This is a genomic window from Actinomadura oligospora ATCC 43269 (assembly GCF_000518265.1).
Lineage (GTDB): Bacteria > Actinomycetota > Actinomycetes > Streptosporangiales > Streptosporangiaceae > Spirillospora > Spirillospora oligospora.
In genome coordinates this window covers 150,722-172,191 of sequence record NZ_JADG01000008.1, presented here as the reverse complement: position 1 = coordinate 172,191, position 21,470 = coordinate 150,722, and the positions used below count along the sequence as shown (strand labels likewise).

Below are 21,470 nucleotides of genomic sequence, written 5' to 3'. Positions count from 1 at the left end.
GCCAGGCTTGGACACCTTTCCGGGCATTCTCAGCTTTCTCTCAGGTAGCTCAGGGCCGAACTCCCAGGCGATTCCGGTTGGCTGTCGGTCATGAGAGCCAACAAGAAGACGATGGCGGCCGGTGTCGCCGCCGCCGGTTTGCTCGGTGTTGGGCTGTACACCGCCGTCCCCGCGTTCGCGGCGAGCCCGTCGCCGTCCGCCCATCCGTCCGCGCCCGGCAAGGGACACGACGGGAAGGGCCACGACGGCAGGTGGCGCAACGGCGGCAAGGACGGCATGCACGGCCACCGCGCCGGTTTCGGTGGCGGGATGCGCGGCGTCCACGGCGAGGCGACCGTCAAGGCCAAGGACAACACGTTCAAGGTCGTCGGCTGGCAGCGCGGCCAGGTCACCGCCAAGACCGGCACGACACTGACCGTGAAGAGCGCGGACGGCGTGACCTGGACATGGACGGTCGACGCCAAGACCCGCGTCGTGAAGGCCCGCGCCAAGTCCACCCTGAACGCCGTCGCGAACGGCGACGAGGTCGTCGTGTTCGGCGACCGCAGCGGCGAGACCCGCACCGCCAAGGCCGTCCGCGACCCGCAGAAGAAGGCCGGCTGAACCGGCGCGGCCGCCGGTTCCCGTCCCGCCGCCGTCCCCTTCCCGGAGGGGGCGGCGCGCGGTACGGACGGCCCGCAGTACGGTCGTTGAGGACGCTGCGGCTGGCGTGCGGAGGCCGGTGAACCGGAACGGCGGCGGACGCGCGGGAGCCGGGGAACGAGAACGGCGCGTGACCTGCGGGGGCCGATGAACGAGGAGCGGCGGGTGCTCGTCGTCGACGACGAGGCGAACATCCGGGACCTGATCGACACCGCGCTGACCTTCCACGGCTTCGCGGTGACGACGGCGGACGACGGCGAGGGCGCCCTGCGCTCCGCCCGCGCCGAGCGCCCGGACCTCGTCCTCCTCGACGTCCTGCTCCCCGACCTGGACGGGTTCGAGGTGTGCCGGCGGTTGCGCGCGTCCGGCGACATGGTGCCGATCATCTTCCTGACGGCCCGCGACACCCCGTCCGACACGGTCACAGGGCTCACGCTCGGCGGTGACGACTATGTGACCAAGCCGTTCTCGATCGACGCGCTGGTGGCGCGGGTCCGCGCGGTGCTCCGCCGCACGACCCCGGCCGCCGCGCCCGCCGAGGACGACCTGATGCGCGTCGCCGACCTCGAACTGTCGGAGTCCCGCTGGACGGTCCGCCGCGCGGGCGCCGACATCGACCTGTCCCCGACCGAGTTCCGGCTGCTCGCGTGCCTGATGCGCAACGAGGGCCGCGTCCTGTCCCGCGCCCAGCTGCTCGAGTCGGTCTGGGGCTGGGACGGCAATCCGCAGGTCGTCGAGACCTACATCAGCTACCTCCGCCGCAAGCTCGACCCGCTCGGCCCGCCGCTGATCCACACCCGCCGCGGCGTCGGCTACACCCTCCGCGCATGAGGCGCGTGGCACAACACGTGATCCCGGTGTTCGGATGAGCCTGAACGCGCGGCTGCTGACCGGACTGCTCGCGGTCACCTGCGCGGGCCTGCTCGTGATGGGCCTGGTCAGCGCGCTCGTCCTGCGCGACTACCTGATGCACCGCGTGGACGGTCAGCTCGCCGCCACACGTGACCGGGCGGTCACCCGGCTCAAGCCGGGCCTGCCGGACGACGGCATGGCCCCCGCCCGGTTCGTGGTGATCAGCGTCGCGCCGTCCGGGCGGATGAAGGTGCTCAGCGGTGACGACCCCGACCCGGGCGCGGCCGAGGACGAGCTCCAGCGGCTCGGCCCGGACGAGCTGGCCCGGCGCGCCGCCGACCGCAGGCCGTTCTCGCTGCCCGGAATGCGGGCCGTCGCCCGGATCCGTCCGCCGCGGACCGACGTCGTGAGCCTCCCGCCCCGCCCGTCCCGCGGAAGCGACGTCGTGGTGGTCGCCGCGCCGCTGGCGGAGATCCGCGCGGCGACGCTCGGCCTGGTCGTCACCGAGCTGGCGACGACCGTCCTGCTCCTGGTGGTGCTCGCGCTCGTCGGCCGCTGGCTGATCCGGCGCGGCCTGCGCCCGCTGCACCAGATGGCGACGACCGCGCAGGTCATCACGCGCGGCGGCACCCTGGACGAGCGGATGCCCGGCGCCGACCCCCGCACCGAGACCGGACGGCTCGCCGGGGCGATCAACGTGATGCTCGGCCGGATCGAGCAGGCGTTCGCGGCGCGCGCCCGGTCCGAGGCGCGGGTCCGCGAGTTCGCCGCGGACGCGTCGCACGAGCTGCGCACCCCGCTGACCACGATCCAGGGCTACGCCGAGCTGTACCGGCAGGGCGCGCTCGGCCCGGACCGGCTGCCCGACGCGATGCGGCGCATCGAGGAGGAGGCCCGCCGGATGAGTGATCTGGTCGGTGACCTGCTGGAACTCGCCCGGCTGGACCGCGGGGCGTCGCTCGAGCCCGTCCCGGTGGACCTCTCCGCGCTGGCCCGCGACGCCGTCGCCGACGCGCAGGCCGCCGATCCGGACCGTCCGGTGCGGCTGACCGCGCCGTCCGGCCTCGTCGCGACCGTGGACGAGGGCCGCGTCCGGCAGGTGTTCGCGAACCTGCTGGCCAACGTGCGCGTCCACACCCCGTCCGGCACGGCGGCGACCGTCCGGGTCACGCAGGCGCAGAACGGCGAGATCGTGCTGGAGGTCGCGGACGAGGGCCCCGGCATGTCACCGGAGGACGCCGCCCGCGCCTTCGAACGCTTCCACAGCGGCGGCACGTCCGGCGCGGGCCTGGGCCTCCCCATCGTCGCCGCGATCGCCGCCGGCCACGGCGGACGCGCCGAACTCTTCTCCGCCCCGGGCTCGGGCACGACCGTCCGCGTGACCCTTCCCGCAGGTCAGCCGACGTCGTAGACGGTCACCGGAACACCCGGGCCGACCAGGTGGCGCTCCACGAGCGGCTCGACCTCCGACCACCGCCCACCCGCCAGCCCGCACCCGATACGCGGCATATGAACCGACGCGTCCAACTCCAGGGCCCGCCGACCGACCCGCTGCAGGCACTCGCCCAGCGCGTCATACCGGATCGGGACGCCTTTGCTCCCGCGCTTGATGCCCCGCTGCGCGACCATGTTCGCGATGTGCACATACGGCTCGACCTGGACGAACTGCACCGCGCCGAGCCCGAAGTCGTTGGTCGCGCGCTTCCGGTGCCACTCGCGGTAGGCGCGTTCGGGCGCGTCCCAGCGCCGGGACACCGCGAGCACGAACCCCTTCCCCCAGCCGCCGAGGTCGTTGCAGACGTGCGCGATCACCTTCACGCCCTTGGCCTGCGGGGACGTCGCGTCCCCCCGTACGTATCGGATCTCACCCACGAACAGGACGATAAGCAACAGCACCGACATTCCTCACGCCCTTTTCGCCGCTGCCGAAGCGCTCTTCGGGGCGGGGGCGACCTTCGGGGCGGGCACGTCGTTCACGGGTCTGGGCACCGCCTTCAGGCACCCGGCGCCGTCCAGCAGCCTCGGCGGACGCACCGGATGCACCCCGACCAGCCGGACGTCCACCTTCCGCGCGCCCGAGCGCAGCCCGCCGACGTCCACGCTGGCCATGCGCCTGCCCACGACGCGGAACATCCCGCCCCGGTCGAAGAACGCCGCCGTCACGCGCCCCACCCCGAGCCGTCCGAACCGCTTGACGCGCCCGCTGCGCGGATCGATCCGGACGAGGTCGCCGCGCGCGTTGTCCACACCGAAGATCTGCCCGTCCTTCGGGCGCACCGCGAAGTCGTCCAGCCTCACCTCCCGTCCCACGTCGAACGACCGCACGACACGCCCCTTGTCCCGGACGTCCACGACCTGGACCGTGCTGCGTCCGCGCACGTAGAAGAGCCCGTCCGGGGCGACGGCCCCGGCGGTGTACACGTCCTGGGGCAGCTCCACGGACTCTTCGGCGCTCCCGTCCTTCGGATCGATCGTGAGGACGCTGGGCGCGTCGGGATCGTTCTCGACCCCGTACAACACCCCGCGTCCGACGTCGTAACCGAGCGCGTCGAGACCGGGCTTGGGGACGATCGGCCTGACCACGCCGGTCACCATGTCCATCCGTCCGAGGACACGCCGCCCGTCCCCCCGCGTTCGCCGCGTTTGCCGCGCCCCGGCGACGCGCATCTCGGCCACCACATAGGCGACGCCGTCACACCGCGCCGCGCTCTCGGCGGCGGCCACGTCCAGCCCCGCCCCGAGCACGGCGAGAACCGCACACCCACAAGCCGTCCGAACCGTCCGCACAAGCCCACGCAAGGTGTCCCCCCGCCACATGGAACGCTCTGCGGACGTGCTTCCCGATCAAGAAACCAAGCGAACCCAAGCCCCGGTCAAACCGTCCGCCGTCCTGTCGGACCCGCCTGCCACGATCCCCCCGTGACCGACCACGACGACCTTCTGGAACGCGTCGCGCGCCGAGCCGGCGGCGACCTCCCCTGCGCCACCGCCGCCCAGATCAAGGAAGCCGAAGCCGCCCTGGGCTTCCCCCTGCCCCCACTCCTGGCACGCCTCTACCAGGACGTCGGCAACGGCGGTTTCGGCCCGGACTACCAGCTCATGCCCCTCATCGGCCCGAAGCCGCCCACCGCCGTCGACGCCTACCAGGCCCAGCACGCCGAGGGCGACTGGCCCACCGGCGTCCTCCCCATCCTCGAGTGGGGCTGCGCCATGTACGCCGCCATCGACTGCACCGCCCCCGAAGCCCCCGTCCTCCTCTACGAACCCAACGCCGTCACCGACGACCGGGCCCACGCCTGGTTCCAGGACACCGGCTCCCTCGCCACCTGGCTCCACAACTGGCTGACCGGCGAAGGCTGGTACGAGAACGACGACCCCGACCTCCGCCTCTGGCCGGACGCCCGCCACCGCATCCCCTCAGCGCCGCCGACCAGCCATCACCAGCACCACGACCAGCACGACGACGAACATCACCCCGAGCCCGAGCCCCAACAGCAGAATCAGAATCTCAACCAACCCCAGCGACAAAACGACCTCCTCTAGGCCATTCCCACCGGACATTCCGGGATCCTAGCCACGCAGCCGCCACATGGCCCACCTCCGGCTAACCCCACCTGGGACCGGACGGCTAGCAGGCTTCTCCCGTCCACCGGAAGCCGGAAGTGTTGCCCCCAGGCACCATCACATCTATGGGGGCAATACGTGCGCAAGCAACCAGGGCACCGTTCGTCCGAGCGTAAGAGCAGCCGACGAGCGAGAGCGGCGGCCGCGGTCGCCGTCAGCGCCATCACGCTCGGCGTCCTGGCCTCACCCGCGACCGCCGCGACCAGGCCGCACACCATCCAGCAGGGCCTGGACGACCTGGTACGAACCGACGGCGTCCCGGCCGCGCTGGCGACCGTCCAGGATGGTGACGGCCGCTCCGACACCTACACCGCAGGAGTCGGCGATCTGTCCACCGGCTCACCGGTGCCTGTGGACGGCCAGGTCCGCATCGGCAGCAACACCAAGACGTTCACCGCCGTGGTCATGCTGCAACTGGCCGGTGAGCGAAAGATCCGCCTGGACGCCCCGGTCGACACCTACCTCCCGGGAGTCGTCCGCGGCGACGGAATCGACGGACGTGTCATCACCGTCCGGCAGCTCCTCCAGCACACCAGCGGCCTGCCCAACTACGTCTACTACCTCAGCGACGACGTCCGGTACTACGCGCCCCGCGACCTCCTCGGCCTCGCGCTCCAGCACAAGGCCGACTTCGCCCCCGGCACCGGCTGGAAGTACAGCAACACCAACTACGTCCTGGCCGGTCTGATCATCGAGAAGGTCACCGGCCACCCCATCGCGGACGAGATCACCCGACGCGTCATCGACCGCATCGGACTGCGCCACACCTATTTCCCCGCCGCCCACGAGCTGACCATCCGCGAGGCCCACGCCAAGGGCTACGACCGCGCCTCCCCGGACGTCCCCTACACCGACGTCACCAACCTGGACCCCTCGTGGGGCTGGGCAGCGGGCCAGATGGTCTCCACCAACTCCGACCTCAACCGCTTCTTCACGGCGCTCCTGGCCGGACGCCTGCTCCGTCCGGCCCAACTGGCCCAGATGCGGCACACCGTCCCCGCCGGCGCCCCCTTCGCCGAAGGCTCCCGCTACGGCCTCGGCCTGGTCAGCACACCGCTGTCCTGCGGCGGCGTCTACTGGGGCCACGGCGGCAGCACCACCGGCTACGAGACCCGAGGCGGCGTCACCAAGACGCTCCGCGCGGCCAACATCGCCGTGACCACCCAGCCGGGCACCCCCACCATGAAGCACGCCGAAACAGTCATCGACCAGGCCCTCTGCCGCTGACGCCGGGTCAGGCTTCCAACCCGGTCAGCAGGCGCGCCACGTCAAGCCCCGTGTTCAGGTAGTCCACGAACAGGGAGTTGTTCAGGGCCCACTTCGACCGCCGGTAGCGGACCAGGAAGATCGCGTCAGCGGTGTCGTACCCGAGCATCGTGAGCGCGTGGACGACGACGAGACCCGACCGGTTGTAACCCGAGTGACAGCGGACCAACACCCGCCGACCTCGCTCGACCGATCGCGCCACCGACTCGGCGGCGTCGGCGACGGCCGCGATCTGCTCGGCCGCGAGCGGCCCGTCCGGAACCTCCACGCGCCGATGCTCGACCCCTCCGCCGGGGCCATGTCCCTCACGCGCGTAGAGGCTGACCACCAGGTCGAACTCACCACCGACGACGACCGGCACCCGGCTCCCCGCCGCGTCCCGGTAGAAATGGCCGCCCATCCACAACGACGGAACGATCTCGTCCCAGGGAGATCCCGCGTCGGGCGCTCCCCTGCCCTCGGTCCTCATGGCCGCGCTCCTCGCGGAATCGCCCGGCCACGGGCCAGGCAAGATCAACCTGTCACACGTTCACCGTACAACCGGCCCGGCCGGTTACGGCACCGCCCACGAGCAAGGCGGCGCCGTCTACCCCTCGGTCGGATCCGACGGGGACACCGTTGGGCCGTCGACAGGTGAGGGGCCCGAACTAGACGGCCCTCCTGGCGGACGCGCGACCTGCACGTAGCTGGGCTTGCCCGGAAGGTTCTGGTGGATCACCACGCGGGTCGGCGGGCCATCGGCCACCAGCCACACCGCCAGGGTGCAGCTCGTCCCCCGCACGAATTCCTTGTGCGCGCACTCGTCAGCGGCGACCAGCACGCCCTCGCTCTCGGACGCGATGTTCCCGATCCGCAGCGGCGCGCCACCGGTGCTCTTGAGGATGACCGTCTTCAGGCAGCCCCGGCCACGACCGGCACAGGTGAGCTCCACGCTGTCCGGCGTCACCTCGATACCCGGCCGCGCGTCGGTCTCGGTGAGCACCGACCCACCCGTCTTGCCGGACGAGCCGCTGCTCTGCTTCGCCTCCCCCGGAAGCGGCAGGTTCTTCGGCTTGTCGCCGGAGAACCCATAGGTGATCGAAAAGCCGCTGTAGGCGATGGCCAATCCGATGGCCGCCGCCAGCACCGCCACACTGAGCCTGAGCGCGTGGAACGGCCCGGCGGTGGCGATCAGCGGCGGTATCGCCGCCCCCAGAATGGTCGCGAGCAACGTCCCCAACGGCGGCGCGCCCGCCCCGCTCGCCAGCAACGTGGTCAGGACCGACCCACAGACCGCCGTGAGCACCGCCACCACCACGGGCCGCATGCTCTGCCCGCCCGCCGCGGACCCTTGCCGAGTGCCGTTCATCCGCACCTACCCCAAGCCCGAGAGCGAGTCCCAACCCGCGAATCGCCTGCTTGGACGGGTGCCTACCACCCCCAGTTCAAGATCACCCCGGCCACTCCCGGACACCCCACCACCGAACCCCGCAACAAGGACGAAACCCACACACAACCGACGCCCCCACGCTCGCCAGCACCCGCAGCCCGGACAGGGCCGCCACCAATGCACACCCGAGCACGCCGAACAAAGGTCGCCACGACGCTCACCACCACCGCCCACCCCCGCTTCCCGGTCGCGACCACCACTGCCAGCCGCCACCACTCTCAGCAACTTGATCGCTACTATTCGCGATACATCGGTGACAGAAAGCCAACTCTCACGGGAGGTCCCATGCGAACACCAGTCCGCCTCACACTCGCCACGGCCGCCATCGGCGCCACAGCCCTGCTCGGCCCGACAGCCCACGCCCACGCCCCCACGTCCGTCAACTGCAGCCGCGAGTTCTGTGTCTGGACCGACGCCAACTTCAAGGGAGACAAGGAGGGGTTCGACACCGAGACGTCCGGCCGCGACCTGAGCGCGAAGGGGCTGGACATGAACATCAGCAGCGTCGTGAACCGCAGCAAGGAAATCTGGTGCCTGTTCGACGGCAAGGACTTCAAGGGAGAAGGCCGCATCATCCCCCCAGGGGCTGAGGTCGACTACCTGGGCACCATGGGCTTCAACGACAAAGCCCGCTCCCTGAAGGCCTGCAACTTCTGACCCGACCAACCTCGTTCGCCAAGCGTCCAGCCCCTGCACCAGCCGCACGGGCAGGACGGTCCGTCACGCGCAACGCACGCCACCGCGCCACGGACCTGACCGCACCCGCCAACCGTCCGGAGTGCCCGTTCACGCAATCGGCCCGCCGTCCACGCGACCGGGCACTCCGGCCCACAGCAGTCGTCTGACGACTGGATGCATATGAGGGTCCTGTCCAGGGCGCTCGTACTATGCGACCATCCCCGGATGGTTGACGTGACGTTGGATAAGGACGCCGATCCGGTGCCGCTTTTGATGCTGCAGGCCGACACATGGGAACTGCATGTCTGGGCACCACTTGCGGATCTGTCCCGGCTGAGCGACATCCATTCGGCAAACTGGGATGAGCGGCAATCACTTCAGGTCGGTACTTGCGGAGACTCGCCGGTGTTCTGGGTCGCCGAGGGTGAACAGGCGACGGTGCTGATCGGGCAGGATGACGAGACCTGGGACCTCGCGCTGACGATCCCACTCACGATCGTGGGCGAGATCGTTACCCTCGCGCGCTGACCTCGCCTGGCCGCCCACCCCATCAACTCCAAGCCGAGCGCCCCAGCGATCACCCTCCAGCCGAGCCGAAACCGGGACAGCGCCAAGGTGCAGTCGGTCGCACAGGGCCAGTGACCGGTACCCACGCCACACGCTCCGACCGCGCCAACGGCGCTAGGACTCCCCGACCTGACCCTTTTCAGGCCCTCTCTAGCCGGCCGTGGTTCCCGCGGTAAATACAAAGGCCCCTCCCGGTAATCGGAAAGGGCCTTTGGAATGTGCGCACCCGAAGGGATTCGAACCCCTAACCTTCTGATCCGTAGTCAGATGCTCTATCCGTTGAGCTACGGGTGCTCGCTTCAGGTTTTGGCCTGTTGCGTTGTCGCCGTGGGGAGTCTACCAGCTTCGGACCATGGGGCCGGAGTGGGCGGGTTCCGTCCTTGCGACATGCACCAGTGTAGGGCACCGGGGGATGTGGTCGCGCCGGGATGTGCGGGGAACCGAACGGGGGCGATGTGCGCCAAAGGGGGACCGAGTCGGATGTCGGACGGACAGGCCAGACTCGTCCAGGACTCCTGCTCCCCCCAACCAAGGAGAATCATTCAGATGCGTATGACCGCCACCCGGCTGATCGGGACCGTCGCCCTGGGCGGGGCCCTGCTCGCGTCCGCCGCCTGCGGGCCGCTCGACAGTGTCGCCGGCGGGAAGAAGAAGACCGCGTGCAACAACATCCAGTCGGAGCTGTCCTCGATCAAGAGCAAGATCAGCCAGCCGGACACCACCAACCTGCGGTCCAGCTCGGCGGCCAACGCCCGGCTGTACCGGAGCACCGCCAGCAAGATCCGGAGTGAGGGCGCCAAGGCGGGCGGGGACGTCGAGTCGTCCTCGGACAAGGTCGCGAGCGACCTGGAGTCGCTGGCCACGGTGCTCGGGAACATCGGGTCGGGCAGCACCCGGACCCCGGACATGAGCGGCAGCCGGAACTTCATCCAGGACGCGGCGGACCTCGGCCGGGCCTGCGGCTACACCGGCTGACGGCGACGTGAACGACCGGAAGAGGCTATCCTCGTATCGGCTTTGCCGGTTGGCCCGCCGACCGGTAGCCTGTGCTGAGCCTGAAGGGCTCATCTGGAGGATTCGCCTAGTCCGGTCTATGGCGCCGCACTGCTAATGCGGTTTGGGTTTACCGCCCATCCGGGGTTCAAATCCCCGATCCTCCGCCTCTGATCAGCGGGGTTGCGCCACACGGCGCAGCCCCGCTGATCGTTTTCCGGGGCCGAGTTGCAGTTCTAGTTGCGGTTGGGCTTCTCGGGGGTACCCCAGAGGGCTCCACCCATCCGCTGTCCGGCGTCCTGGACGAGTTCCTGGGGCGGCGTGACGTAACGCTGGGTGGTGGTCACTCGGGCGTGCCCAAGGATGTCCTGGATCACTCGGATGTGGACGTTCTGCGCGGCCAGCAGCGACCCTGCGGTGTGCCGTGCGTCGTGCAGTCGACCGTCATGGACGCCCGCGCGCTGCAGGAGCGCCTTCCACGCCTTCCAGTCCTCGGTGCGGTCCAGGGGCCGTCCGTTCGGCTGGCAGAAGATCAGCCCCCATTCCTCCCAGGCGTCGCCCATCCGAGCGCGCTCGGCTCGCTGGCGGTCGCGGTGCTCGCGCAGCTGCGGAAGCAGCTCGGGCGGGCAGATGAGGATCGGCTTGCGCTTGCCCTTTCGGCGGCGGAACACGGCCTCGCCGCCCTGGCGCTGTGGGCAGCGGTGGGCGTGACCGGTGCAGTCCTTCGGGCACGGCCGTTTGGGGCAGCGGTGCCCGCTCCTTGCGCAGTCCTTCGGACAGCCAGGCTCGTGCCGATGGACTCGGCAGTTCTTGCGGCACCGCGGCTTGTGCCACTGCTCGCCGCACGCGTGCGGGTCGGAACAGCCGTGCCGCCATGCGGCCTTGTTCAGCTGGAACCACGGTCGGATCTCGCCGGTCTCCAGGTCCACATACTCCCAGCGGAGGCCGATCACCTCGCCCTGGCGGAGGCCGAGGGCGAGCGCGACCGACCACCGCGCGCTGTTCCGCCTTCCCTCAGCGGCCTTCAGGATGCGACGGGCGTCCTCCAGGGCGAACGGCTTGGGCTCGAAGTCGGCGGGCTCCGGCGAGTCGATCAGGGTCGCCACGTTGCGCCCCAGGAGCTCCCGCCGGACGGCGATTTTCAGTGCCCGCGAAAGGATCCGATGAATCTTCAGGACCGTGCTGGACGAGAGGCCGGCGGCGTACATCTGCGCGTAGGCGGCCTCCATGTGCTCGGGCAGGAGCCGGTCAAGCCGGTGCATGCCGAGCAGCGGGACGATCCACAGCCGCGCCTTGCTGCGATAGTCGTCCAGAGTGCGGGGCGCGAGCTTCCCTGAGGCCACCAGCAGCGGACAGATCGTCTCCAGGTAGGTGGTCATCCACTCGGTAACCGTGGGGGCCTTCCCAGGCTTGCGGGTCTTGCCCGCGTCGCGCTGCCGCTCGAGCACGCGGACCTTCTCGGTGACCTCGGCTTCGTCTTTCCCGATCCGGTGGCGTCGGTCGGGTGACCCGTCGCTCTTGACGCCCATCGTCACCCAGCCGTGCCATTTGCCGTCGGCCTCGCTGAAGAAGATGGAGGAGCGACCGTTGGGCTTCCGCTTTGCCGGTTCATTCCGCGCCATGATCAAGCGATCTCGGGTGCGCCGAGGGCGCGGGCGCAGGGCGGGCAGGCTCCGAAGGTGACCAGGACGAAGCCGAGGCGGATGACGGCCGTGTCGATCTCGGGGGTGTGCCGGTTGCACCGGTCGCAGATGTGGTCTTCGCCGGGGTCGGGTTCCAGGGTGTCCAGGCACTGCGGGCAGGCCAGGGCGCCGGGCCGCCACAGCGCCGCGTAGGCCACGGCGGGGCCGGTGGCCAGGTGCTCGCAGCAGCGCACCGTCCCGGTCTCGACCGCGCGGCGCAGCGCAGCGATCTGGTCGTTCAGCCACGGGTCCTCGCTGACCGAGCTGCCGCTGCTGAGGAGCTGCATCTGGTCGACCTGGTGGGTGGCGTCGCCGATGGCGGCGTCGATCTGGTCGTTCAGCGCCACGCGCGCCGGGGACGGGACGGTCATGACGAGACTCCTTCGGGGGTGTCCGAATGCTGGGTTTGGTTCGCGGGGTGTGGTGACGGTTCGTGGTCGGGGTCGGCCAGTCCGGCCACAGTGCGGCCAGTGCGGCCAGGGCCCGGGGGTTGGCCGGACTGGCCGGACTGTGGCCGCACTGGGAACGCGGTCGACGGAGCGTGATCGACCGAAAGACGCCAAACGGTCTTGGCGGGGAACCCGGATCGCTCGGTCACCACCCCCGCCCGGGACCGCGCTCTGCGCAGGGTCCGTTCGCTGATGCCTTCGGCGCGGGCCGCCTTGAGCAGGTCGGGGAAGGCGTCTTCGCCGCCCTTGCTGGTCAGGTAGTCGCGGAGCCAGTCGGCGGCCTCGCGGCGTTCGGAGTGGTCGGCGGGGTCTCCGGCCGCGTCCGCCAGGATGTCGGATACGCCTCGCTCGGACTCGCCGGTGAACTCCAGCACACCGACCGACGCGTCGCCGTCGCTGGTGGGGACGGTGGCGGAGTTGATCCGGTAGCGCAGGTTCGCCACGTCCAGCCGTCCCAGGTTGCTCTTGGCCTGCGACAGCACGCACGAGCCGTCGTCGGCGTCGGGGTCGCGCGCGACCGCCAGGACGGCCCGGGCCACGGCCGAGAACGCCCGCGAGCCGGTGATCAGGTTCAGCGCGTCGCCGCTCCCGGACTTGTTGAAGTGCGCCAGCCCGACCACCGCGCACCCGGTGACGTCGGCCAGCCGCGCGAGCGGTTCCAGCGCGGTCCGCAGCTCCCGGTCTCGGTGGGTGTCGATCCGCGAATGGATCAGCGACAGCAAAGGGTCGGCGGCCAGCAGCGCCACCCCCAGCCGGGAGATCTCGGTGACCAGGGCGGAGGTGTCGCGCGGCAGGGTGAGCTGATCGACCGTTCCGTCGCGCTCGACGTCGACCCGGAACACCAGGTCCAGGTCCGCACCGGCCGCGAACAGGCGCGGCGCGATCGTGTAGGACCAGGAGTCCTCGGTGGCGGCGTAGATGACCGGGCGCGGGGTCCCGTAGTGCAGGCCGGGCAGCTCCCCGCGCGTGATCCGCGCGGTCAGCCACGCCAGCAGCAGCGACTTCCCGATGCCCTCCCGGCCCGGCAGCACCGAGATCGCGCCCCCGGGGATCCGGTCGCTCCACAGCCACTGAACGGCCCGCATCCGCACCTTGGACGCGGGAGTGAGCAGCAGCCGAGAGCCCTCCAGCCCGTCGGCGCCCTCGCTCTCGGCCGGGCCCTCCCGGTCAGGTCCGGGAACCGGTCCGCCCGGGGTGGGGGATGCATCCCCTCCCCCCAACGGGCGGAGGTCCGGACCGGTCCCGCTGGCCGACCCGCTGGGATGGCTTGCGGCCTCGGGGACCGGTCGCAAGCGCCGGGTCCCGGGACCGGTCCCGTCCTCGCACGGCTCGATGCCAGGGGCCCGGGGCGGGGTGTGGTCACTCATGCATGTCCCTTCGAACGGGAGGACCGAACCGGTGCCACGAACGCGGGCCGGAACTGTGCGGTGGAGGTGTGCGGTCTCGCGTGGGCGTGCGCGCGCGCACGCGTGTACGCCCGCGTTGGAGCCGCTGTGTGGCTTGCCGAGGACGCGGATCGCACTCTGCGATGCACAGTGTGGTTCCGGCCTCCCCGCCCCAGCCGATCGGGCGGCGCACACGCGGGCATCACGGGGCCTTGTTGTGTTCGTCGGCGGCGTCCCACAGCCGCCGGATGGCGTGTTCGGCGATCTCGACGGCCGCTCCGGACGGATCCGAACCCAGCGCAGCCCGGAGGTAGTCGACCGCGACCGTGAGCCGACGGCTGGCGTCGCCTGTCGCGTCCAGCTCGGTCCGAACCTGGGCGCGGTGACGTGCCACCCACGCGCGGTCTCCCGCCTGGAGCAGCTCCGCGACCACACCCGCGACCGCGGTCGCATCGGCGGACTTGCCGAACGTCGCACGCACGAAGTCGGCGGTCGCAGCGATCCGGTCCGGACTGGTGGTCGCATTCGCCAGCCGTCCCCAGTAGTGCTCTCGACGGCGGGCCGCTTTGAGCGCTTGCCGCGTCGGCTTGCCCGACGCACGACGGTGCCCTGCCACCTCAGATCGCTCCTTCTGCGGTCTGTGCGGCGGCTGCGGCTTCCAACCGAGCGACGTACTCGGTGATGGCGGCGGCCGGGACACGCCGGACGGTGCCGTCCATGACGTAGCGCAGGCGACCGGAGGCCATCCGCTCGTAGACCACCGTGCGGGACATGGAAAGGATCTCCATGACCTCGGAGATCTTGTAGAGCTGTTTGGTCAGGTTCGGGGCCTTGTCGAGAGCGCGGACCGTCATCATGGGTGAGCTCCTTCTGTGAGGGGTTGAGCCCGGCGCAGTGCTTTGGTCGGTAGTGCGCCGGGCTCGTCGTGAACACGGGCAGAGTCGAGATCGGGTCGCATGAAGAGCGGTCTGAAGAGCACCCTGAGGAGCGCGACAGAGGACGCGGTGACGAGCGCCGCTCTTCGCCTCGCATGAGCGCGGCAGAGGACACGTGGCCTGGCGTCTCAGGCCACCTCCGCAGCGGCGGCGGGCGCCGAGTAGCGGCCATGGGCGCTCTTGGTCAGTAGCCCGGCCTGCACGTCCTCGCGCAGCCACCGCCTCACGGTCGCGCGGTGGCTGGTGAGCTGGTCCGCCAACGCTCCGGACGTGATGCCCTCGGGACCGGCCTGGGAGACCAACTCCCGCATACGTAGCCGCGGATGCTTCGCGGGCAGCTCTCGTCGTGCGGCTGCGTGCCGCGTCTGGTCCAACCAGGCGGCCAAGATGATGTCGCAGGCGTCCGGTTCGGCAGCCACCTCAGGGTGCGCCTCGTCCAAGCCGCAGCGCTCGTAGCCCTGTCGGTACTGCCCATCGAGGGTGAACTGTCTGGATGGGGGAACGTCGCACAGGCGCAGTGCCTGCGCCATGTCGTAGGCGTCCCACGCCCCATAGATCTGCGGGCGGGCGGAAGCCAGCTCGGCCAAGAGCTTCTTGGAGTGCAGCCGCTCGGCCCCCAGCCGAGCGAACACCGCGCGGGCATCGGGCAATACGACCTGGGGGACCTGCTCGGCAGTCAGTACCGCCGCCACCCGGGGCCGGAGCCCGAACCCGTTGCTGCGCTGGTCCCTGCGCAACCCGTGCGGGGTCTCGTGCTGGTGCCACAGTTCCAGCACTGCCCGCCGCGCATTGTCGATCCGGCTGCTGAACGCGCTGTAGGTCAGTCCGAGCGCGCCTGCGGCCTTGCTCCGGTCCTGATACAGCGCAAGTGCCAGCACGGCTTCGCGCTGCGCCAGCGGCAGCTTCGCAAGTACCTGCGCCAACGCGATCCGGTCGGTGATTGCGGCCACAAACGGGGCCTCAGTCTGCTTGACCTGGCTGCCCAGCCAATAGCGGGCGAACTGGGGACGCAGCGACTTCTCACCGTCCGCCCGGCCCGACGACGGGACGCCGTGGGTGTGCAGGTTCGCGCTCGACAGTGCCCACAAGCCCTGCCGCGCCGCATAGATCAGGTCCTTCGCCGCTGGCGGTTCCGCGGCGGGGTCATACAGCCGCTCCACCACCGCGAACCAGGCTGCTTCCCAGCGGTCATCGGGGTCCAGTCCGCAACCGCTGGCGTCGGCCTTCATCCCGGCCCGCGCGTACCGCTCCAGGTCGTCCACGGTGAACCCGTGGCGAAGCACCTCACTCGCCGCCCGCGAATGGGCATGCGAAACTAGAGCCTGCATCGAGAGTCCTTTCCAAAGATCCGATGCATCGGCCCGAGATCGGCGGCTACCGATCTCGGCCACTTCCACGGCCCTGGCGGGCGGCTACCCGCCGGGGCCGTCTTACGGTGTCCGCGAGCGTCCGTATCCATCCGCTCGTAAACGCGAGCCTAACACATATGTTTTAAGTGGCAAGGCTTAGGGGGAAGTAAGCTCCTGACCTGCGAATACATGAATGTTCACCCTGGACAGCTATGGTCGGTGTTATAGGTCCAGCAGCCCCAAGGAGTCGCTCGTGCCCATTCAGCGCCCCAGATCCCGCTACGCGCAGGTGGCGGACGACCTGCGGGAGGCCATCAAGCGCGGGACGTATGGGCCAGGGGCAGCGCTCCCCAGCCAGCCAGAACTCGCGCGGAAGTACGGACTGACCCAGACTTCGATCAATCGCGCGATCGGACTTCTGGAGACCGAGGGCTTGATCCGCACCGAACGTGGCATCGGATCGTTCGTGCTGGACATCCCCACCGTCAAGCGCGTCCGGCGCATCCCGCCGCGAGGCCGCGGCTCCGGCAGCAGCTTCGCGGAAGGTCTACAGAAGGCCGGACTCAAGCCGACCACGAAGCTCGTTCAGGCAGAAGCCATCGTTCCCCCACCGGACGTCGCGAGGCGCTTGGAGCTGGGAGAGGGTGAGCTTGCCTTGATCCGCAAGCGCGAGATGTTCGCGGACGGACGGCCGGTCCAGCTGGCCGCTTCGTACGTGCCCATGTCTGCTGCGGGGGATGTGGGCATCGCGTTCCCGGACACTGGGCCATCTGGCCTCTACGAGCGCCTGGCGGAGCGCGGGCACCGCGTCGTGCGGTTCATGGAGGAGATCGAGTCCCGTCGGCCGACCGAAGAGGAAGCCGACTTCCTGAAGATCGGCAAGTCGCAACACGTGCTTGAAGTGGTCCGGTTCGCCTTCGACCGGGTCGGCCGCCCGCTGGACGTCGTGATCAACGTCTTCCCGACTCAGCTGTGGAAACTGACCTACGAATGGGCGGCTGAAGAGTGAGCGGCACCGACCTACCACGGCACTCGGTGAGCGTCACCGGCATCGTTCTGCGCGAGGACGGAAGGATTCTCGCGATCGAGCGGATGGACGACGGCCGGTGGGTGCCACCAGGCGGCGTCCTGGAGCTGGACGAGGATCCGCGCAATGGCGTCGTCCGGGAAGTCCTGGAAGAGACGGGCGTCAAGGTCGAAGCGGAGCGGCTGACCGGCGTTTACAAGAACATGAAGCTTGGCGTGGTGTCGCTGGCCTTCCTATGCCGCCCTGTGGGTGGAGAGGCGGGTCCCTCCGACGAGGCGGCTGAGGTGCGATGGGTGCTGCCGGAGGAAGCGGCGCGGATGATGCCAGAGGCGCGGGCCGCACGCGTGCTTGACGCTCTCGCGGACGGAGGCCCGTTCGTCCGCGTGCATGACGGAACAGTGCTGCTCTGAGAGTCACGGAGCGTGCATCTCACACCGGAAGCGGAATCGTCTCAATCGGATCGTCTCAATCGGCTCACTGGGAGTGGGGTCGTCCGCCACGCGCGCGCGTGGAGTGCCGGTGAGCCGATTCATGAGCCGATCGGGTGAGCCGATCGGTGAGCCGATTCCAGCCTCGCTCGTGGTTACTGTCCGTACTCACCAATCGGCCAGTCATGCCGAGCGGCACCCGAGACTGGTGCCGTCAGAGTTGCAGTTCTTGTTGCAATCCGGGGGTGTCCGCCCCTGTCCGCCGGTGGTCGTCACCGCAGGCGGTACACACTCACGGACGCCCACGGACCGGCGCAACGGTAACTGCTAATGCGGTTTGGGTTTACCGCCCATCCGGGGTTCAAATCCCCGATCCTCCGCCTCTGACCAGGGGCTTCGCCGAGAGCAAGATCCTCAGCGGAGCCCCTGTCGCGTTCCTGAATGTCGCGGTTTGATGGGACTGGAGTGCACAGGGTGTGCACAGGATGGCGCTTGACCGCCTCCCTCCCCACTTCGAGACCCGCTTGGGATCACCCGCAGACCGTCACTCAGCGTGTTCACACTTCCCCCTCAGGCATCGTCAGGACTCGTGCCGCCCGGGGCCGCGTGACTGAGTTCACCCAGGTCGGCGGCCATCTCTTTCGTGAAGGTCCAGGTGTCTCATGGCGCGAAACTCCTCGGGGGCCGGCCTCTGGCCGTGAACGATCAAGATGAGTTCACTCGTGTGCGGGGTGCAATGAGGCTTGAAGCTTGCATTACTGCCCGACCCTGGTCGATAGCCGATTCCCGACAGGAGCGGCCGAGATCTCCGGACAGGCCGTCGGCCACCGCTCCAACTGTGCCTGGCGCCAAGCCGCGGTTGCTCAAGTGAGCACCCAGCCGGGGAGTGGTGTGACGTCCACGGGTTCCTCGATCAGGTGCGTGCCCGCCCCGGCCTGTTCGTGGGCGCGACTTCCTGCAGGTGGCGCCGTCGTGGCGTCAGGGGTCGGCGCGGCTGCGCCGTGGACAGGTGGTTGGGGAACGGCCGCTGACAACATCGCCATGGGCGGCACGCTGGGCGACGATCAGGTGCGCCAGCCGTCGAGCACGCGGCGCAGGTGGCCGGAGCGGACGAGGTGATCGCCGAGCACTCGCAGGGGTCGGACACCCTGTTGGGCAAGCGGTTCGAGGGCGGCGGGGAGCTGTCAGGCAGCCAATGGCAACGGCTGGCGGCGGCGCGCGGCTTCTACCGGGACGCTCCCTTGCCGATCTGCGACGAGCCCGCCGCCGCTCTGGACGCCCGCGCCGAGCACCGCCTGTTCGAGCAGATCCGTGCCCACGCCGCCGCCACGGCCGCACCGCCCTGTTGATCATCCGCCGGCTCGCCGGTGTCCTCCACGCCGACCACATCCATGTTCTGGAACGCGGCCAGGTCACCGAGCACGGGACGCACACCGAGTTGATGGCACGAGCCGACCTGTGCGCCGAGTTCCAGGGTCTACAAGCCTCCGCCTACCGCGTCAGCGAGACCGATCCCGTCCCCGCCGCACCACCGGTCACGCGTACGGGCAGCCCATCCGCGGGCAACGGCCATGTTCGCTCGACGCCGACCATGTCCTGACATGCTCACGAGAGCCTTCACCCGCCCCGGCTGCCATACGAGCGAGGCGCGGCCACGTCTGGTCGACCAGCTTCGCGAACTTCGTACCTCGGCGAGCATCTCGGGGATCGCACATCGCCGCTAGTGGCTCCATCGCGCGCGCCTGCAGCGACGGGCCGCCGGCTGGTATGCGGCGGGCCGCGCCGTCGGGCAGCCAAGGGCCCCGGTGACGGCGGCCTGGTCGTCGGCGACCAAGTCATCGTTCGCCGTGTCCTTCTGCTGGACCGTGGTCGGCTCGCAGGTGGTCTGCCCGATCCGCTTCTGCGCCGCTGGTCGGTCCAGCGATGGGTTCCGGTGCGCTCGTTCAGCGGCTCGGGCGGGCGTCGATCCCGTTCCAACGCCCTTCCAATGCCGTTCCAACGCCCTGCCTCGATCGTCATCAGTACCCGAACAGGGACGAAAGAGGAGGTTTGAGATGGGGAAGGGCGCACAGGCCCGGATCCTGACGAAGACGGCGGCCGGGATCCTGGGCACCGCGGTCGCGAGCGGCATCCTGGCCGCCCCGGCGGCCGCCGCCACGGCCGCCGGCGGAGGTGCGGGCGGCGGGCGGCAAGGTGGTCCTCGACATCGCCTGGGAGCGCGAGCAGAAGGGAACCACTTCTACTCGACCATGAGCTGACGCGCGACAGCGCGTCCCACACCGCGCCGCGCCCACCGCGCGTCGCCGCGTCCCTGCCGACGGGCTACCGGCGCAGCCCTCACCACGACGGCTCGTGCTGTCTTCTCCCGGCATCGCCCGCCGTCGGCTTCGACCTGCCCGAAACAGGCGTTCCGCTTGCGATCCGCCCACCATCCGGCGTTGGAAGACGCCCATGAAAGGACATCCCATGAAGCAGTCCACCCGCTCTCGCCCGCGCCGTCTGACCGGCGTGCTCGCGGTCGCGGCCGCCGTTCCGGCGGCGGCGCTGGCCCTCCAGGCCATGCCCGCCACGGCCGCCCCCGCCGCCCCGCAGTCCCCGGCGCAGGCCGCCTCCGCGCTCCGGCGGCCGCCCGGCCCCGACATCTACACCCTCATCACCAACCGCGCCAAGGCCGAGGCGAAGAACACGTCGCGTAACAAGGCCAACAACAAGGGCCGCTACAACTGCAACTTCTACAGCGGCTACTGGCAGACGTCCGGCAGCGGCGGTTGCTCGACCAAGGGCTGGCGCGCCAACGAGTGGTGCGCCGACTTCGTCTGGTACGTGTGGCGGCAGGCGGGCGCGTTCCCCAAGCGCCCGCTGCCCAGCGAGGGCGTCTCCAAGACCTGGAAGTATTACGCCCCGACGTTCGCCGGGTCGTTCTACCGGGCGGGCAATGCCGAGCACCTCTACAGGAGCAAGGGCTACTACACCGGCGGCCGGATGCCCGTCATCGGGTCCGCGGTGATGTTCGACTGGGGCGGCGGCAAGCCGGGGAACGACGGCTGGGGCATCGACCACGTCGGCATCGTGGTCGCCACGGACTCCGCGGCCAACAAGATCACCACGGTCGAGGGCAACTCCTCGGGGCAGGCGATCCGCACCAACACCTACAAGCTGTCCGACCGCTACATCGTGGGCTACATGCTGCCCAGGTAGCGGCGGACGGGCGTCGGCGGGCGCGCTTCGCGGGGTTGCGCGCCCGCCGGTCCTTATCGGGGGTCACGTCGACAGAATCAGGCCCGGCGCGGTGTGCGTCGTCAGCGCCGGGTCGTGGCACAGGATCGCCGCCTCCAGGGCCGTCAGCTCCGGGCCGGGGTCCAGGCCCAGTTCCTCGGCCAGCAGGTGGCGGCCTTGGCGGCACACCTCCAGGGCCTCGGCGGTCCGGCCGGTGCGGTAGAGGGCCAGCGCGAGCCGCGCGCGGGGGCGCTCGCACAGCGGGGTCAGGCGTACCAGGTTCCGCAGCCTGCCGATCAGGTCGGCGTCGCAGCCGAGGGCCAGCCGGGCCTCCAGGGACTCCTCGACCGCGCTCAACCGCAGTTCCCCCAGCCGCAGGGCCTCCTGGTGGACCGGCGCCAGGTGGTCCTGCTCCTCGTAGGCGGCGCCGCCGCGCCACAGTGCCAGCGCCGTCTCGAACGCCTCGGCCGCCTCGCGCGGGCGGCCCGCCGCCCAGGCGTCCCTTCCCCGGCCGACGGCGGCGGTGAACGCGGCGGCGTCCAGTTCCCCGGCGGCGACGTGCAGCACGTACCCGGCCGGGTGGGACGCCAGCCGGCCGGGGCCCAGCGCCCGCCGCAGATGGTGGACGTAGCCGCGCAGCGTCTCGGCCGCCGCGCCCGGCGGCCGCCCGGCCCACAGCACGTCGGCCAGCCGTCCCGGCGAGACCGGGCGGCCCGCGTGGCACAGCAGCGTCGCCAGCAGATCGCGGAGCTTGGGCGACAGCGCCACCGGCCCCTCCGGGCCCTGGACGTCCAGTGGCCCGAGCACGCGGTATCTCATCGGCTCCCCCTCGGTGGGTCCCGGGGCGCTCCGGCGGCGCCCCACGACCAGGTCTAGGCAGCCGCCGGATTGTCCGAAATCCCTGGTCAGAGGGTCCGGACAAAGGCGTCTCAATCTGATTCGCGCAGC

25 protein-coding genes and 2 tRNA genes are annotated in these 21,470 nt (G+C 70.2%); 15 read left to right on the top strand and 12 right to left on the bottom strand.

Going from position 1 to position 21,470, the window contains the following annotated elements; translation table 11 throughout:
- The first annotated feature begins 90 nt into the window (after positions 1-90).
- The 3 genes from P696_RS52340 to P696_RS0112640 all read left to right on the top strand — a co-directional run bounded on the left by P696_RS52340 (position 91) and on the right by P696_RS0112640 (position 2,905).
- A complete protein-coding gene (locus P696_RS52340) occupies positions 91-603 on the top strand; it encodes a hypothetical protein (RefSeq protein WP_157429660.1) in 513 nt (170 codons plus the stop codon).
- A gap of 186 nt (positions 604-789) precedes the next feature.
- On the top strand, positions 790-1,473 hold the full coding sequence (locus P696_RS0112645) for a response regulator transcription factor (RefSeq protein ID WP_026412629.1): 684 nt from the start codon (positions 790-792) through the stop codon (positions 1,471-1,473).
- 34 nt (positions 1,474-1,507) lie between these two features.
- Positions 1,508-2,905 carry a sensor histidine kinase gene (locus P696_RS0112640; protein ID WP_026412628.1) on the top strand — a complete coding sequence of 466 codons (1,398 nt, stop codon included), beginning with the start codon at positions 1,508-1,510 and terminating at the stop codon, positions 2,903-2,905.
- On the opposite strand, the gene P696_RS0112635 is transcribed toward P696_RS0112640, so the two are convergent.
- Positions 2,890-3,366: a macro domain-containing protein gene (locus tag P696_RS0112635; RefSeq protein ID WP_026412627.1), complete on the bottom strand. Its 477-nt coding sequence runs from the start codon at positions 3,364-3,366 to the stop codon at positions 2,890-2,892. The two genes, P696_RS0112640 and P696_RS0112635, sit on opposite strands and share 16 nt — an antisense overlap.
- 33 nt (positions 3,367-3,399) lie before the next feature.
- Positions 3,400-4,239: a DUF6923 family protein gene (locus tag P696_RS0112630; protein ID WP_026412626.1), complete on the bottom strand. Its 840-nt coding sequence runs from the start codon at positions 4,237-4,239 to the stop codon at positions 3,400-3,402.
- Between the two features lie 174 nt (positions 4,240-4,413).
- On the opposite strand from P696_RS0112630, the gene P696_RS45055 reads away from it, so the two are divergent.
- Both P696_RS45055 and P696_RS0112620 read left to right on the top strand, forming a co-directional pair.
- On the top strand, positions 4,414-5,037 hold the full coding sequence (locus P696_RS45055) for an SMI1/KNR4 family protein (RefSeq protein ID WP_026412625.1): 624 nt from the start codon (positions 4,414-4,416) through the stop codon (positions 5,035-5,037).
- A 159-nt stretch (positions 5,038-5,196) separates the two neighbouring features.
- Entirely contained in the window at positions 5,197-6,345 is a 1,149-nt protein-coding gene (locus P696_RS0112620) for a serine hydrolase domain-containing protein (RefSeq protein WP_051467433.1), read from the top strand.
- Between the two features lie 7 nt (positions 6,346-6,352).
- On the opposite strand, the gene P696_RS0112615 is transcribed toward P696_RS0112620, so the two are convergent.
- The gene (locus P696_RS0112615; RefSeq protein ID WP_026412623.1) at positions 6,353-6,853 is read right to left on the bottom strand and encodes a protein-tyrosine phosphatase family protein; all 501 of its coding nucleotides are present in this window, start codon (positions 6,851-6,853) and stop codon (positions 6,353-6,355) included.
- Positions 6,854-6,970: 117 nt separating this feature from the next.
- On the bottom strand, positions 6,971-7,681 hold the full coding sequence (locus P696_RS0112610) for a hypothetical protein (RefSeq protein WP_157429659.1): 711 nt from the start codon (positions 7,679-7,681) through the stop codon (positions 6,971-6,973).
- A gap of 417 nt (positions 7,682-8,098) precedes the next feature.
- Here P696_RS0112610 and P696_RS0112605 point away from each other — a divergent pair, with 417 nt between their 5' ends.
- Positions 8,099-8,470: a peptidase inhibitor family I36 protein gene (locus tag P696_RS0112605; protein ID WP_026412621.1), complete on the top strand. Its 372-nt coding sequence runs from the start codon at positions 8,099-8,101 to the stop codon at positions 8,468-8,470.
- A 246-nt stretch (positions 8,471-8,716) separates the two neighbouring features.
- The gene (locus tag P696_RS0112600) at positions 8,717-9,019 is read left to right on the top strand and encodes a hypothetical protein (RefSeq protein WP_157429658.1); all 303 of its coding nucleotides are present in this window, start codon (positions 8,717-8,719) and stop codon (positions 9,017-9,019) included.
- A gap of 260 nt (positions 9,020-9,279) precedes the next feature.
- On the opposite strand, the gene P696_RS0112595 is transcribed toward P696_RS0112600, so the two are convergent.
- Positions 9,280-9,352, bottom strand: a tRNA-Arg gene (locus tag P696_RS0112595).
- Between the two features lie 252 nt (positions 9,353-9,604).
- Between P696_RS0112595 and P696_RS0112590 the strand changes: the two genes are divergently transcribed.
- Together P696_RS0112590 and P696_RS0112585 are read left to right on the top strand one after the other, a co-directional pair.
- The gene (locus P696_RS0112590; protein ID WP_026412619.1) at positions 9,605-10,033 is read left to right on the top strand and encodes a hypothetical protein; all 429 of its coding nucleotides are present in this window, start codon (positions 9,605-9,607) and stop codon (positions 10,031-10,033) included.
- A 95-nt stretch (positions 10,034-10,128) separates the two neighbouring features.
- A tRNA-Ser gene (locus P696_RS0112585) sits at positions 10,129-10,218 on the top strand.
- Positions 10,219-10,287: 69 nt separating this feature from the next.
- Here the strand turns inward: P696_RS0112585 and P696_RS45050 are convergent.
- The 6 genes from P696_RS45050 to P696_RS52335 all read right to left on the bottom strand — a co-directional run bounded on the left by P696_RS45050 (position 10,288) and on the right by P696_RS52335 (position 15,764).
- Positions 10,288-11,673, bottom strand: a complete 1,386-nt coding sequence (locus tag P696_RS45050; RefSeq protein WP_211245718.1) for a tyrosine-type recombinase/integrase — start codon at positions 11,671-11,673, stop codon at positions 10,288-10,290.
- A 2-nt stretch (positions 11,674-11,675) separates the two neighbouring features.
- Positions 11,676-12,104 carry a hypothetical protein gene (locus P696_RS0112575; RefSeq protein WP_026412618.1) on the bottom strand — a complete coding sequence of 143 codons (429 nt, stop codon included), beginning with the start codon at positions 12,102-12,104 and terminating at the stop codon, positions 11,676-11,678.
- On the bottom strand, positions 12,101-13,267 hold the full coding sequence (locus tag P696_RS45045; protein WP_157429657.1) for an AAA family ATPase: 1,167 nt from the start codon (positions 13,265-13,267) through the stop codon (positions 12,101-12,103). Before P696_RS45045 ends, P696_RS0112575 begins: the two co-directional genes overlap by 4 nt.
- Positions 13,268-13,769: 502 nt before the next feature.
- Positions 13,770-14,183, bottom strand: a complete 414-nt coding sequence (locus P696_RS0112565; RefSeq protein WP_026412617.1) for a hypothetical protein — start codon at positions 14,181-14,183, stop codon at positions 13,770-13,772.
- 1 nt (position 14,184) lies between these two features.
- Positions 14,185-14,424, bottom strand: coding sequence for a helix-turn-helix domain-containing protein (locus tag P696_RS45040; protein WP_245627633.1), 240 nt, complete (start codon positions 14,422-14,424; stop codon positions 14,185-14,187).
- Between the two features lie 206 nt (positions 14,425-14,630).
- Positions 14,631-15,764, bottom strand: coding sequence for a hypothetical protein (locus tag P696_RS52335; RefSeq protein WP_157429656.1), 1,134 nt, complete (start codon positions 15,762-15,764; stop codon positions 14,631-14,633).
- 340 nt (positions 15,765-16,104) lie between these two features.
- On the opposite strand from P696_RS52335, the gene P696_RS0112550 reads away from it, so the two are divergent.
- The 6 genes from P696_RS0112550 (at position 16,105) to P696_RS0112535 (ending at position 20,504) form a co-directional block, all read left to right on the top strand.
- Positions 16,105-16,860: a GntR family transcriptional regulator gene (locus P696_RS0112550; protein ID WP_026412616.1), complete on the top strand. Its 756-nt coding sequence runs from the start codon at positions 16,105-16,107 to the stop codon at positions 16,858-16,860.
- 26 nt (positions 16,861-16,886) lie between these two features.
- A complete protein-coding gene (locus P696_RS0112545) occupies positions 16,887-17,288 on the top strand; it encodes an NUDIX domain-containing protein (RefSeq protein WP_026412615.1) in 402 nt (133 codons plus the stop codon).
- Between the two features lie 1,115 nt (positions 17,289-18,403).
- The gene (locus P696_RS59045) at positions 18,404-18,655 is read left to right on the top strand and encodes a hypothetical protein (protein ID WP_026412614.1); all 252 of its coding nucleotides are present in this window, start codon (positions 18,404-18,406) and stop codon (positions 18,653-18,655) included.
- Entirely contained in the window at positions 18,652-18,906 is a 255-nt protein-coding gene (locus P696_RS59040; RefSeq protein WP_157429655.1) for a hypothetical protein, read from the top strand. Before P696_RS59045 ends, P696_RS59040 begins: the two co-directional genes overlap by 4 nt.
- 454 nt (positions 18,907-19,360) lie before the next feature.
- Positions 19,361-19,564, top strand: a complete 204-nt coding sequence (locus P696_RS55815; RefSeq protein WP_157429654.1) for a hypothetical protein — start codon at positions 19,361-19,363, stop codon at positions 19,562-19,564.
- Between the two features lie 208 nt (positions 19,565-19,772).
- Positions 19,773-20,504: a CHAP domain-containing protein gene (locus P696_RS0112535; protein WP_026412613.1), complete on the top strand. Its 732-nt coding sequence runs from the start codon at positions 19,773-19,775 to the stop codon at positions 20,502-20,504.
- A gap of 63 nt (positions 20,505-20,567) precedes the next feature.
- Here P696_RS0112535 and P696_RS0112530 read toward each other — a convergent pair whose 3' ends face one another.
- A complete protein-coding gene (locus P696_RS0112530; RefSeq protein WP_026412612.1) occupies positions 20,568-21,341 on the bottom strand; it encodes an AfsR/SARP family transcriptional regulator in 774 nt (257 codons plus the stop codon).
- Between the last annotated feature and the right edge of the window lie 129 nt (positions 21,342-21,470).